The organism is Hymenobacter sp. BT188 (genome assembly GCF_014333585.1).
Classification (GTDB): Bacteria; Bacteroidota; Bacteroidia; order Cytophagales; family Hymenobacteraceae; genus Hymenobacter.
The window spans coordinates 45,865-59,142 of record NZ_JACSCW010000008.1 but is presented as its reverse complement, the minus strand read 5'-3'; the positions used below and the strand labels follow the sequence as shown (position 1 = coordinate 59,142).

Below are 13,278 nucleotides of genomic sequence, written 5' to 3'. Positions count from 1 at the left end.
TTTGCCCCCTTTTCGTCTGGGTAGCGTTGTGGCTCGGTTGGGTGATGCTGGGTGATTAAATTATTTAATGGGACGCGGGCCCGATGGTATCGGGGTACACCAAGTCAATGTGCTCAGCTGGGCGAGCTTAGGCTACTATCGCGTTGGTTCTGGACGTCGGTTTTAGCGCGCTCATGCCATACGCTTGCACTGTATGATGAGAATCCAGCGCTTGAAAAATAACATCCAATGCCGCCAGATCCATTCCTTGGAGATTGCTTGTTTTGAAGTCAACTAACGGTTTTACTATATACTTAAGTAGCCCTTCCATGTTATACACAGGCGTCAATGCTTGTCCTTTCTCATTCGCTTTATTACCAAAGTAGGCTAGCCACTCTGCCACTAATTTCTCCGCAATCAGAGAATTGGGCAGAATAATGTGGAAATGGGGATGGCATCGATCTGCAATCTTGTTTACTTCTAAGCTGCGAACGGCTACGAGGGGAGATGGAAACAATTTCTGCGTAGCTGGCTTACGCCAACGGTCCCGAATGCTCTCGAAGGCCTGTTTCATTTCGTTGATCCGACTGGGCAGTTCTTCTTCTGTGCACGTAGTTAGGGTAAGAGTTACAAACTGCGCGGTTTTCCAACTCTCTAGCACAGGTAAGTACTTACGTAGCACTGTGGCGATGCGCTTACGAGAACAGACTCGGCACCATCGTCGCTTGCAGAAGAAATAAGATGTTACCCAACGCCCATTTTTCAGCAGGGCCTCATTACAGCGGAGGGACTTTTCATATGCTGACCGTAAAGGGGTGGACCGGGTCAGAAGTTGCTGAATTAATTCGTGGGTAAACTCTTTGTCTTTTTGTCTCTTTTCCAGAAATACCCTGGAAGTAGATGATCTGTCCCGACTTATGCCATTAAATGAACTAGGTATACGCTCCGCACTTGCGCTAGTATTCGTGTTTTTTTGACCAGTGGAAGCAGAGATTGGGTGGACAGTTTCGTCCGAGTTCGAGTTGTTAAATTGAATCAAGGCACTTCCCTATTCGGGAGTACAGTCGGTATTTACAGTCTTTAATCGCCTAAATGCTCAAAAACTGTTCTTGCGAACAGTATTCTTAGAATAAAGCACTCTTTCTACTCAATTCCTTTTCGATAATAACGCCGAAGTTCAATCGCTGAAGCCGCAGCTGAATTATTATTTACTTTATCTGCAGATTTCTCTCGATGCGTTTTCGTGACCAAATGACTTTTAAAGGCTATTAGATTTTTTTTAGAATATCTGTTTGTACTGCTTCCTGGTAATGTTACAGGATAAAGAAGTTTTTCGGTTTTGTTTTTTTTATAAAGCCAGGAAGCACTCACCCCTAATAGTTCAGCAGCTTCGTTATGAAATAGGAATATGGTCTCATCTTCTAAAAGCTTATTTGAAGATAGTTCTAACCTCATTGAAGATTCATCTAGGTTAATAGAATGACTCATTGAATTATTTAACCGCCTTTCTTCAGTTTGGAGGCGGTTCGGTACATAGTTGATCAACAAATCACAGAGTTTACCCATAGTGTCGTCAACGACCAATGTACCATGCATTTCATTGGTAGGAGTATCAATATCCCAAAAGAACGGATCGTTATACCTCTGATGCCAAAGTCCACCCTCCTTATTAATACGACCGCTTTTAAATTCGTTTAATAGGTAATTCAGGCATTTGATTCGTTGGTATATGGTCAAGGAATTAAGCTTGAAATCTAACATACCTTGTGGTTCAGAACCGTCATTGCATGCCATCTGCACCAGTAATTCTTCAAATTCGTCAAATATATTATCCATGTGTTATGAATTTTTTAAACAAATAAATCACCAATTGATGAGGTTGCTTTGTTTAATTTCGAATCTAAAATTTTCGCGTATATCTGGGTAGTATCAATTCGGCTATGAGCTAACGCTTTTTGCACTAAAGAGATATCTTCATTCTTGAACAGGAGGCATGTTGCAAAAGTATGACGGGCACAATGCCATGTTATCTTCTTATTAATTCCTGTTGATAATATCCAACGGTCTAGCTTCACATTTAAATACATGTTGTAAGTAAGAGGGAAAATTCGTTCGCTGGCCTGCTTAGTTTCCCCAACCAGCGATAAGGCGAACGCACTCAATGCAAATCGTAAGCGCTTTTTTCCTTTGCTCTTTCGTATTTCAGTATCTAACATGTCTCCCTGAATGTCTTTCCAGGTGAGAGCTGTTAAATCTGCCCAACGGAGACCCGTTGCACACGCAAAAAGAAATGCACGCTTCATCATTCCGTCAACTGGATTAGCCTTTAATTCTTGAACAAGCTTTTTTACTTCTTCTGGATCTAGATAGTGTCTTTGAGGCATAACTGACGCAAAGTTCTTAACAGGAAACGCTGCATCTTTGGAAATAAGCCCCTCTTTAAATGCCATTGCAGACACCATTTTCAGCCGCTTAAAATAGATTTGGGCACAGTTGGAATTAATACCTCGATTACGATTACCGTTAGTTTCTAGGTTTAGGCCAGACTTTCTACTCTCATTAAGAACGACGAGCTTAGTTAGATAAGCACGAAATTCTTCCACGAACTGGGTGGTAAATTGCTGAAAGCCTAAATCTTCTCGATGACTAGTATGCATAAATCTCTCAAAGTGCCTAAAGCAAGAGTAGGTATTGGACTTACATCCACGTCGGGCACGCCGCCGCTCTGCCTCTGCTCGAAAGTAGCTTAAGAAGGATTGTGAATCTCTTTCTTCTGGCTTCGTTGCGCTAAGCTCAGTCTGAAAAACATAAGTACCTTCTGCAAGCCTCCCCTCTAGTATTGATAAGACCCTTTCAGCCTGCCTTTCCACGTCAGCATTAGCTTTTAGAGTTGCTTTATCTTTGCCTGGCCTGATAATTAGCTGAGGCTCTTTATACGTTGGATATTCACGGCGTCCTTTGTAGTAAACATCGAAGTAGTACTGTTCAGAGCCATCGCGTAGCTTACGCTTTCTTAATTTCACACCCATTTTAAACGGTTTAAGGTTTGTTACGATTTGTTACGCCCCGAAAGTAAAAGTCTGTTACGAGCCCCAAAAGCCGCAGCAAAAAGATGCAAAAGGAAGATAAGAGATGTTAAAAGATGACAAAAGATATAAATTCATCTTTCTCATAATCAAGTAATTGCATTACAAAAAATGCGCTTTCCAACTCAAATCAAATGGTGAATAGCCTCTGCCCCTGCGGCTACTACAATCACCCAGAGAAGGAATGTGTTTGCGGTCCCGGCGTAGTGCAGCGCTATCTTAACAAGGTAAGCGGCCCCCTCCTCGACCGTATCGATTTGCACGTAGAGGTTACACCCGTCACGTTTGACCAGATGACGGAAACCCGCAAATCGGAAAGCAGCGCTGATATTCAGCTACGAGTAGAAAAGGCGCGGAAGGTGCAAAATGCTCGTTTCAAAGACTTTCCCGATATTCATTCCAACGCCATGATGCCTTCGCAGATGGTGAAGGATATTTGCCAGATAAATACGGCGGGCCGCGCCCTGCTCAAAACGGCCATGGAACGCCTCGGACTCTCTGCCCGCGCCTACGACCGCATTTTGAAAGTAGCCCGCACCATCGCTGACTTAGCCGGTACCGAAGAAATTCGCATCGAGCACTTGGCGGAGGCTATCCAGTATCGAAGCTTAGATCGCGAAGGCTGGGCCGGATAATTTTTAACTAACTGACCGATGTACAAGCGCTTCGTCAAACCTCTCCTTTTTCAACTCGACGCGGAGCGCGCACATCACTTTGTTTTCGATAATCTCAAGCGCGGCTACCGCGTGCCGGGCACAGCCGCCTTGCTGCGCGGCCTCTATGATTTCCAGCATCCTAGTCTGGAACGAGAGGTTTTTGGGTTGAAATTCAAGAATCCTGTGGGCTTGGCGGCGGGCTTCGATAAAAACGCCGACCTCACCGATGAGTTGGCAGCGCTAGGCTTCGGCTTTGTGGAAATTGGGACAGTGACGCCACGGGCCCAGCCGGGCAATCCAACCCCACGCCTGTTTCGGCTGCCGACTGATGCGGCCCTTATTAACCGCATGGGTTTCAATAACGAAGGTGCTGAGGTCGTAGCCGCACGCCTTCGTCAGCGCCGCTCGTCCATGATCATTGGCGGCAACATTGGCAAAAATAAGGATACGCCTAATGAGCACGCCGCCGCCGATTACATCACCTGTTTCGATGCGCTCTTTGATGTAGTTGACTATTTCGTGGTCAACGTCAGCTCGCCGAACACGCCCAATTTGCGCCAGCTCCAGGAAAAAGCCCCCTTGATTGACTTGCTCCAACAAGTACAGAGCCGTAACCAAGCCCGCCCTCAACCCAAGCCGCTGCTGCTCAAAATCGCGCCTGACCTGACGGATGGCCAACTTGATGATATCTTGCTCATCGCCCGCGAAACCAAGTTGAGTGGCTTGGTTGCCACCAACACCACTATCAGTCGGGAAGGGCTGCAAATTGCCCCCCAGCAGCTACAGCAGCTAGGCGCAGGCGGGCTGAGTGGTCGCCCTCTGCGCCAGCGCGCCACGGAAGTTATTCGGTATTTACACCAAAAATCTAACGGCGAATTGCCGATTATTGGTGTGGGAGGCATTTTTTCGGCTGCCGATGCTCAGGAGAAACTTGCAGCCGGCGCAGCGCTGGTGCAGGTATATACCGGCTTTATTTATGAAGGCCCAGCGGTTGTGAAACGGATTAATCAAGCGTTGGTGCATTGATCTTTTCTACTGTTCTACTGAGACCGTCGTGCAGAGCGGTAGCGAAGCATCTCGCTCGCACCGTTAGATTAGTAATTCTGCGTCAGCACGCGAGATGCTTCGCTACCGCTCTGCATGACGGTCTAAATAAGAATTAGTTAGCTCAAGAGAAATTTTTCTGCGGTATCTGATAAGGAAGATCTACACCTGCTTCTGTAGGCGCACTTCCACTATTTATTCAGGCCGTTGCCCCTGCGAGAATTTCGCTTTGTAGCGCCGCTGCACCCACATTAGCGGCGGCACCATGACCAGCGTGGGCCACAGAAAATTCCAGGGCCAGGGAATGAACGTGAGGCTAGTAGCCGAAAAAGCCGACACCGCCGCGATGTAAGCCCCTACGAAACCCGATATATGGTTGTGCAGCCATTGCCCCGTGGGCCAAGGGCCAGGGCGCCGAAAGGCGCGTAACTGCTGCACGGCAAAGTTGACCCCAATGCTGCCAAACACGAGCGAAATGACATTGCGGGTAACCAACCCATAGACAATTGTGCCCCCAAAAACCACTAATCCCAGCCCTACTCCTATCCAGTCGTAGACGGAGGCTTGCTGCCCTCGGCCCATGGGTTTATGGTAGAGGGAGCGGTAGCCAAACCAGGCCAAGTACAAGCTAAAAATACCCGTCAGGAGCAAGAAGGTGAGACCCTTAACACTGGCTGAGCAGATAGCCGTAGTGCCTGCAACCACCATCGCCCAAAAGAATATTCGGCCCCAAAGCCGATGCGCTGCTCCACCTTTTCGCACCGCCAGAGCGGCCGGCGCCATAAAAAAGCCTACAAATCCGGCCCCAATGTGAAGCCAGCGGTTCAGCAGCAGTATCTCGTCCATGACAGCAGCGAATAAGCGTTGAGTATCAACCAACTCTGGTTGGTTGCTGTCAAATGTGGGCGAAAACGGGGTTTGAGTGAAAAAAATGATTCTGAAGCGTCGGAATCAATAGCTGAAGCAGCGGCTCCGGTAGATGAATTGCTGCTGGGTCGGAGGCTGGGGGGCTTTTTTCATCATGCCGGAGTTCATATAAAGCGTTGTGATGACGAGACCGGCTAAATCTTCATTCCCACTCGCCACTCAATTACGTCGGCGGCGCCGCGGTGCACTTTTAAGTCAATCGAGCCAAAAAGCCGTTCCGTAACGTGGTATTTCAAGCCGATACGCTCGTAGTAAAAGCTGTTCGATTTGTACGGATTATACACGTAAACACCTAGGTGCGTTACCACCGCCATGCGCCCAAACAGCAGTTCGTGACCGACGAGTACCCCCGCTTTTTTCACGTCGATTAGCGCTTCTCCATTGCGAACCGTATCGCGCTGCTCAGCCAGCAAGCCACGGTCGTAAAAGCCCTCTACGCCGGCTACTAGGTTACTTTTGCGGTTAATCCGCCGGCCGGCAATCACCGTCAGCGAGTTTACTAGATACTTCTGCCGGCTCGATTCGTTGCGCTGCTTGTAGCCGAGGGTGCCGCTTAGGTTGAGAAAGTTCTGGCCAATATCTTCCGGCACATAGCCCGGTACAGTAGACACTGGCCGAAATGGGCGCTGCTGATGATAGTTCAGGCCCACGACCACCGTCGGAATATTGATGCCGAGGTTGGGCTTGGTGGTAGCGCCGTTGGAATAATGGTTGAGACCCACGCCTAGCAGTAGGCCCAAATGCTCCGAAATGGCTACATCGTACTCGGCCCGCAGTTGTAGCGTGGCGTTCAGGCGCGAGCTGACAATCAGGTTTTTATGGTTGGTTTCTTGATCGAAGCGTATGGGAAAGTAGCCCAGACCAGTGCCCATGCGTAGGTTCAACTCGTGGCGCGCGGTGCGCAGAAACGCTTTGTTCAGGTACACGGTAGCGGCGTACGACTTGCCCAGCACCGGATTGTGGTAATCGTAGTACGTGAGGGCCACACCTACTTTCGGGTAGCGATACCACGCGTGCCAAGGGGCATTTCCGGTGGTTTGGCGCTGCCAGTTCAGCTCAAAGCCCGTTGGGTGGGCCTGCACCAAGTGCGCTACCCGCGGCGTATGGGCGATAATAAAGCCGCCTTGCACATATGCGCCTAGCACCAGCGGCCCGCGGGGCGCCCCGGTGTCATCTGTACCCTGAGCTTGTACCGACTGGCCACATAAGCCCAGTGCAATGAAAGCAGCTAAAACAATACTGCCCCTATTCAATCGACCAAAAATAACCATAGAGCAGCGTATCGCGACTCAAAATTAGTAAAACTCAGGCCACCGCACCCCGGAAACAAGGCGGTTACTAAATGAACACTAAGCTACTGACCTCATTGTACTTGTCGGAAACAGGGGCGCTCAAAATAGGTTTATACCACTGCTACCACAATATTAATTACTACCTGAGCCGCAACTTTTATACTCGTTTTTACGGTATGAGGGCCGGACATTTGTTTGTCTTGCTGGCATTAATACCAGATTTACAATGTTTTACAAATCCTTTTTATCATTTTTATGAAAAAGTTTGCAGTACTAGCTCTAGGCCTTCTGACGGCTTCCGTCGCCCAAGCTCAGGATCCGGGCGGATTTCGCATTGGCGTAAAAGCCGGTGCCACTTACTCGAACATCAGCGGTGACAACGTAGAGCAAATTACGGGTGCGGGCTATAGCAGTGATTTTGGCGATTACAAGTTTGGCTACAACGCCGGCGTATCGTTGAGCATCCCGCTTAGCTCCGATGGATTCTTCTCCTTCGCTCCCGAGTTGTTGTACAACCGCAAAGGCTACGAAATCACCTCTACCCAGAAAAATCCGGGTACTGGCATCGAGAAGATCGAAGTGGAGCAGCAGCGTGTGTTGCACTACTTAGACGCACCACTTCTGGCTAAGATCAACGCTGGGGGGCTTTTCTTCGAGCTTGGTCCACAGGTGAGCTACTTGTTCGGTTCTAAAAACAAGAGCCAGACTACTACCAAATTCACCAACGGCGACAAAGACAAGGTAGAAGATAACGGTACTTTTCTTGACTACACTGGTGTTAGCCGCGACGAAGCCTACAAATCTGACTTGGCGCAGTTCGACATCAGCGGTGTAGCCGGCATCGGTTACATGACCGAAGGCGGCATCAGCTTGGGCTTGCGCTATGCTCGCGGCTTCAACTCACTGATCGACACGAAAGATCAAGACAACGAGCCAAAAGCATTTAACAATGCTTTCACCTTACAGTTGGGCTACTTAATTCCGACGAAATAGGTAGTTGCTGTTCAGCTTCTTAGAACGGGTTGCCAGCACTTGGCAACCCGTTTTTTTGTGCTGTTTGAAGTTTAAATAATACTGTTTTTATTGGTTTTTGGCGACCCTGGCACACTTTTCGTCTGTGGTTGAGCTGTGCAATTTATCTAACCAAACTTCTTTTGCGCCATGAAAAAAACTGCATTTGTACTCGCCACTCTGCTGTCGGCTGCGGCCTTTGCCTCTTCCGATGCGCATGCTCAGGGCATTCGCTTTGGCATCAAGGGCGGTGCCAACTACTCCAACCTTTCCGGCGACCTGACCAACGAAGACATATACGAGAATAAGTTTGGCGCTCACGGTGGCGTCATGCTGAATATCGGCCTCGTAGACGACGGCTTCCTCTCGGTGCAGCCCGAGGTTTTGTTTTCCCAAAAGGGCTACAAATACGCCGATGATCAATTCACCTTCCTAGGCCAGAACTACACCTACAAAGGCACCCAGACCTACAACTACATCGATGTGCCATTGCTGCTGAAAATCAATACGGGGGGCGTTTTCTTCGAAGGTGGCCCGCAGTATAGCTACCTGCTCAAAGTAAAAGATGAATCGGAGCGCACGACCAATGGCACTGTGTTCAGCAAAGTACAGAACGAGCAAAACCTGGACGAGGTAAACCGCAACGAGATTGGGTACGCCGCCGGCTTGGGCTACCAGAGCGACACGGGCTTATTGATTGGCCTGCGCTACAACGGCTCCTTCACTGACTTTGCCAAAGACGGCTACCGCGACGACGAACTACGCAACGCCCGCAACCAAGTGTTTCAGGTGTCGCTCGGCTACTTGATTCCGAGCCGCTAGTCTGCGGTAAGTAACCGTACAAAAAAGCCCCCCACCTTGTCTTTTTGATAGGCTGGGGGGCTTTTTGTATGATTGGCATAATTATACATGTAGGCAATCGGAAGCGCAATCCTAAGTCAGGAGGCGCATTAAATGCCTTATACATTCATATAAATGAAAAAAACTTTCCTCTCCCTCCTGCTGCTTGGTAGTGTTGCTTCCGCGGGATTTGCACAAGGCATACAGTTGGGTGTTAAAGCCGGAGCCAACTTGTCAAGATATACCGGCGACGGTAAAACGAACATTGAAGCAGTTACTCAAACAGGCATGAAAATGCTGGTGGGCTTTCATGGCGGGGTTACACTAAATGCTCCCTTAAGCAGCGATGGATTCTTCTCACTGCAGCCCGAGCTGCTATATTCTCAGCGAGGCTACCGTTTGGAGGAAGGCACCAATAAACTAACAGTGCGCCACCACTTCATCGACTTACCAGTACTGGCCCGCATAAACGCCGACGGTCTTATTTTCGAAGTTGGTCCGCAGCTAGGTTATTTGATTGGGACAAAAAATACCTTTGAAAACACGACAGCAGGCAACGGCGATGATTACTTTGATGGTGATCATCAGTTTAGTGTCGGCTATATAGCGGGCGTTGGCTACCAAGTCGCTTCGGGGCCCAGCGTGGGCATCCGCTACAATGGCAGCATTTCGGGGGTGTACCGTAACATTGTTGAAGATAAGAAAACACGCCACTCTCTATTTCAGCTTTATGTCGGCTATACCTTTGGTGGTAGATAGTACATAGAATGCAAAGGTATCAAGCCCGTCATCCAAGTTGGACGACGGGCTTTTTTATGATGATAGCCCTAGAAAAAGCTGCCCCATCTGTAGCTACTTTTGACCGATGACTTCGTTAGTAGTCTTTCGCTCTCGGTATTTTATGATAAAGGTACTTTTAGGCTTCTTACTGCTGCTATTCGCCAGCACCACCAGCTACGCCCAACTCGTGCGCTTACGGCCGGGCATCAAGGTGGGGGGCAATTTGAGCAGCGGCGTTGGCCGGGATGTAGAGGACAGCAAGTTTCGGGTGGGCTACCACGGCGGCGCTACGTTGAACGTGAGCATTGGGGAGCGGTTTTCGTTGCAGACGGAAGGGCTATACACAATCAAAGGCGACAAGGCACTTGCTTACGGACCGAACATTCTGTCTGAGTTGCGCTACCTGGATGGCTTAGCACTCTTGCGCTACACGGTCACCGACATATTCTTTGAAGCCGGCCCGCAGATGGGACGCTTGCTGTCGGTCAAGAGCAATCTAGAAGAAGTAGCGGAGTTCAGCGTGGAGGAAGGCCCCTTTCGTCAGATAGAGTATGGCTACGCCTTCGGCTTTGGCTACCAGGATCCGGGTGGCCTCAGCGCGGGCTGGCGCTACCTAGGCGGCCTCAGCAACATCTTTAAAACTGTCCAGTTTGCTGAGAATGAAACGCAGCAGTTACACGTCCGCAACGGAGCGCTGCAGTTTTACGTCGCCTACCGATTCTTCAACAAGCAGAAATAAAGCAAAAAAGCCCCCCAGAATATTTCTGGGAGGCTTTTTTTGCTTTACAACCGGCGAGTATTATTTGCTGGCCGCCGCGTAGTTGCGGTAGAAGTGCGGAATGGTTTCGATGCCCTTCAAGAAATTGAAGACGCCAAAATGTTCGTTGGGTGAGTGAATGGCATCGGAGTCCAGCCCGAAGCCGAGCAGCACCGTATCCAAGCCCAGCTCCGACTTGAACATGGCTACAATTGGAATTGAACCGCCGCCGCGCGTAGGCACCGGCTTTTTGCCATACGTAGTTTCGATGGCCTTAGCCGCCGCCTGATACGCCACTGAGTTTGTGGGCGTAACGACGGGCTCACCACCATGATGCGGCGTTACCTTCACCGTCACGCCTTGGGGGGCAATTTTGGTGAAGTGCTCTTGGAATTTCTGGGTGATTTCGGCTGAAGTCTGGTGGGGCACTAAGCGCATCGAGATTTTGGCGTAAGCCTTGGAAGCGATTACCGTTTTGGCGCCCTCGCCAGTATAGCCGCCCCAAATACCATTCACGTCCAGCGTAGGCCGGATGCTGGTGCGCTCGATGGTGCTGTAGCCCTTCTCGCCATAAATGTCTTTCAGACCGATACTCTGTTTAAAGTCTTCATCGGAGTGCGGGGCTTTGGCCATTTCGGCGCGTTCCTCGGCGCTCAGTTCGTCTACATTATCGTAAAAGCCCGCGACGGTGATGTGGTTATTCTCGTCGTGCAGGCTGGCAATCATCTTGCAGAGCACGTTGATGGGGTTCGGCACCGCGCCGCCATAAATACCGGAGTGCAGGTCGCGGTTCGGGCCGGTTACTTCTACTTCGTGGTAGCTCAGGCCACGCAAGCCAACCTCGATGCTAGGCACGTCATTAGATAACATGCCGGTATCCGAAATCAGAATGACATCAGCCTTCAGCTTCTCTTTGTTGGCCTTCACGAAGATGCCGAGGTTGTTGGAACCTACTTCTTCCTCGCCCTCAATCATGAACTTGACGTTGCAGGGCACGCCGCCGTCCTGGCTCATCATTTCGAAAGCCTTCACGTGCATGTATACCTGGCCTTTGTCGTCGCAGGCGCCGCGCGCGTAGATTTTCTCGTCTTTGATTACTGGCTCAAAGGGCGGCGACGTCCACAGTTCATATGGGTCGGCGGGCTGCACATCGTAATGGCCGTACACGAGCACCGTGGGCAGGCTGGGGTCAATAATTTTGTCGCCGTACACGATGGGGTAGCCGGCAGTCTGGCAAATCTCCACGTTTTCTACGCCGGCTTCTTCGAGGCGGGCTTTGAGAAAATCGGCGGCTTTGAGCACATCGCCCTGAAACTTAGGGTCGGCGGAAACGGATGGAATACGGAGCCAATCGAGCAGTTCGGTGAGGAAACGTTCTTTGTTTTGGTCGAGGTACGTGGGCATGGGGCGGTGAGGTTGATTGGGAATGCGAGAGTAAAAGTAACAATCCCTTGTTGTCGTTTGAAGTCGCTTGACTACGCCGAGCGACTTCGGGTTATTTATCAATGTATTTGTGAACTATCTCCCAAGCATGTTCGATACTAATTCCTTCATTCTGAGCTACAGATAAAGGATGCTCAGTAGGCTCTAACTCAATTGTTGGTCGCAAATTAATCCCATTAAAATGGGCTCTTGTTTTCAAGTTGACTGTTGAGCCAAAAGCAGGAATATCACTACATAGCCAGCTGAAGTAAGGCCCTATTTCAGCTGAGTCAGGGTTCATTACATAATTAGCAAAGTTTTCTTCTTTCTGGCTTACCCATACTCCTAATCCGAAGGTTGCGTCTTGCCCATGTACTGGTATCTCGATAAGACCACGGATGAAGAATTCTTCATTATCTATGACGCAAGTATCCGCAGTCAGTTTTATTCGATATTCCCGCTCATCTTTTGGCACAGTAAAAAATGGCTCTGGCTTAGCGAACCCAATATCAGGTAATGAATCGTGCATTTGCCCACAACAGGCACATTGATAACTCATAATTGAGAGGGATTTTGTGTTAATTTTTATTTCCGCCCAAACAACGGCACTCGGCTCTCTGTCCCGGCGCGGAGGCGGCCGATATTAGCTCGGTGGGTGTAAATCAGCAGCCCGGCCAGCACGAAGCCGAATACCAGCAGCAGCGAATTATCCGGTCGAAACGGGGGCAGCAGCTGTAAGAAAGCAAACGCCACGCCCGCTGCCATCGATGACAGAGAAACGTAGCGGGAAAGCAACAGCACGGCCAGAAACACCAAGATGCATACGCCCACGGTGGCCGGCGCAATGGCCAGCATCATGCCCAGCACCGTGGCCACGCCCTTGCCGCCCCGAAAGCCCGCGTAGATGGGATAGATGTGGCCAACCACGGCCAGCACACCGCAAGCCAATTGAAAGTACAGTAAGTGCCCAGCCTGAATAGCTCCCTGGTTCATCATAACTGTAGCCAGCGACGTAGCGGCCCAGCCCTTGAATACATCAATGGCCATTACCACAGAGCCAGGGCGCTTGCCCAGCACGCGAAAGGTGTTAGTAGCGCCCGAATTGCCGCTGCCGTGCTCCCGGATATCCAGCCCAAAAAACCACTTTCCCATCCACAAGGCCGTTGGGATGGAGCCAATAAGGTAAGCGGCCACAAGGAGGGCAAGCACGGTAGCAATGTTCATAGGGCGGAAGGGCAGAAAGCGCGGGTACGCTCAAAGATAGAAGTTGACTCCGCCTTATACGCAAGCATCAACATAGCATTACGAGAATACCTGTAAAGGCCACCATAACCGATACCACGACGCACTCTACTGACCAACAGAACTCACCTATAGTCCGTCATGCAGAGGCGGAGCCGAAGCATCTTGCGTGTTTAGCCAGATTACTAACCTAGCGAAGCGAGCGAGATGCTTCACTACGTTCTGCATGACGGCCATTTAGA

13 protein-coding genes and 1 pseudogene are annotated in these 13,278 nt (G+C 49.9%); 6 read left to right on the top strand and 8 right to left on the bottom strand.

Translation table 11 applies throughout. The features are described 5' to 3' along the window. Nucleotides 1-127: 127 nt before the first annotated feature. From H8B13_RS18975 to H8B13_RS18965, 3 genes are all read right to left on the bottom strand, one after another. Nucleotides 128-1,018 (bottom strand): protein rep, encoded by an 891-nt coding sequence (locus H8B13_RS18975; RefSeq protein ID WP_187312400.1) that lies wholly within the window; start codon nt 1,016-1,018, stop codon nt 128-130. A 104-nt stretch (nt 1,019-1,122) separates the two neighbouring features. After that, nucleotides 1,123-1,815: a hypothetical protein gene (locus tag H8B13_RS18970; RefSeq protein ID WP_187312399.1), complete on the bottom strand. Its 693-nt coding sequence runs from the start codon at nt 1,813-1,815 to the stop codon at nt 1,123-1,125. A gap of 14 nt (nt 1,816-1,829) precedes the next feature. Further along, nucleotides 1,830-3,008, bottom strand: a complete 1,179-nt coding sequence (locus H8B13_RS18965) for a tyrosine-type recombinase/integrase (protein WP_187312398.1) — start codon at nt 3,006-3,008, stop codon at nt 1,830-1,832. A gap of 206 nt (nt 3,009-3,214) precedes the next feature. On the opposite strand from H8B13_RS18965, the pseudogene H8B13_RS18960 reads away from it, so the two are divergent. Both H8B13_RS18960 and H8B13_RS18955 read left to right on the top strand, forming a co-directional pair. Beyond that, nucleotides 3,215-3,700 (top strand): annotated as a pseudogene (locus H8B13_RS18960) (ATP-binding protein); the annotation flags it as partial. An 18-nt stretch (nt 3,701-3,718) separates the two neighbouring features. Then, nucleotides 3,719-4,747 (top strand): quinone-dependent dihydroorotate dehydrogenase, encoded by a 1,029-nt coding sequence (locus H8B13_RS18955; protein WP_187312397.1) that lies wholly within the window; start codon nt 3,719-3,721, stop codon nt 4,745-4,747. Nucleotides 4,748-4,960: 213 nt separating this feature from the next. Here the strand turns inward: H8B13_RS18955 and H8B13_RS18950 are convergent, their stop codons facing one another. Together H8B13_RS18950 and H8B13_RS18945 are read right to left on the bottom strand one after the other, a co-directional pair. Continuing rightward, a complete protein-coding gene (locus tag H8B13_RS18950) occupies nt 4,961-5,611 on the bottom strand; it encodes a hypothetical protein (protein ID WP_187312396.1) in 651 nt (216 codons plus the stop codon). A 215-nt stretch (nt 5,612-5,826) separates the two neighbouring features. Beyond that, nucleotides 5,827-6,963 carry an acyloxyacyl hydrolase gene (locus H8B13_RS18945; protein WP_187312395.1) on the bottom strand — a complete coding sequence of 379 codons (1,137 nt, stop codon included), beginning with the start codon at nt 6,961-6,963 and terminating at the stop codon, nt 5,827-5,829. Between the two features lie 276 nt (nt 6,964-7,239). Here H8B13_RS18945 and H8B13_RS18940 point away from each other — a divergent pair, with 276 nt between their 5' ends. From H8B13_RS18940 to H8B13_RS18925, 4 genes are all read left to right on the top strand, one after another. Then, nucleotides 7,240-7,977, top strand: coding sequence for a porin family protein (locus tag H8B13_RS18940; RefSeq protein ID WP_187312394.1), 738 nt, complete (start codon nt 7,240-7,242; stop codon nt 7,975-7,977). 168 nt (nt 7,978-8,145) lie between these two features. Next, nucleotides 8,146-8,817: a porin family protein gene (locus H8B13_RS18935; RefSeq protein ID WP_187312393.1), complete on the top strand. Its 672-nt coding sequence runs from the start codon at nt 8,146-8,148 to the stop codon at nt 8,815-8,817. A gap of 153 nt (nt 8,818-8,970) precedes the next feature. After that, a complete protein-coding gene (locus H8B13_RS18930) occupies nt 8,971-9,594 on the top strand; it encodes a porin family protein (RefSeq protein ID WP_187312392.1) in 624 nt (207 codons plus the stop codon). A 142-nt stretch (nt 9,595-9,736) separates the two neighbouring features. Next, complete coding sequence (locus tag H8B13_RS18925) at nt 9,737-10,354, top strand: outer membrane beta-barrel protein (RefSeq protein WP_187312391.1); 618 nt, start codon at nt 9,737-9,739, stop codon at nt 10,352-10,354. Between the two features lie 60 nt (nt 10,355-10,414). Here the strand turns inward: H8B13_RS18925 and H8B13_RS18920 are convergent, their stop codons facing one another. From H8B13_RS18920 to plsY, 3 genes are all read right to left on the bottom strand, one after another. Next, nucleotides 10,415-11,776, bottom strand: a complete 1,362-nt coding sequence (locus H8B13_RS18920; RefSeq protein ID WP_187312390.1) for a dipeptidase — start codon at nt 11,774-11,776, stop codon at nt 10,415-10,417. A 91-nt stretch (nt 11,777-11,867) separates the two neighbouring features. Continuing rightward, nucleotides 11,868-12,353, bottom strand: coding sequence for a DUF2199 domain-containing protein (locus H8B13_RS18915; protein ID WP_261990470.1), 486 nt, complete (start codon nt 12,351-12,353; stop codon nt 11,868-11,870). A 26-nt stretch (nt 12,354-12,379) separates the two neighbouring features. Then, nucleotides 12,380-13,018, bottom strand: a complete 639-nt coding sequence (gene plsY / locus H8B13_RS18910; RefSeq protein ID WP_187312388.1) for a glycerol-3-phosphate 1-O-acyltransferase PlsY — start codon at nt 13,016-13,018, stop codon at nt 12,380-12,382. Between the last annotated feature and the right edge of the window lie 260 nt (nt 13,019-13,278).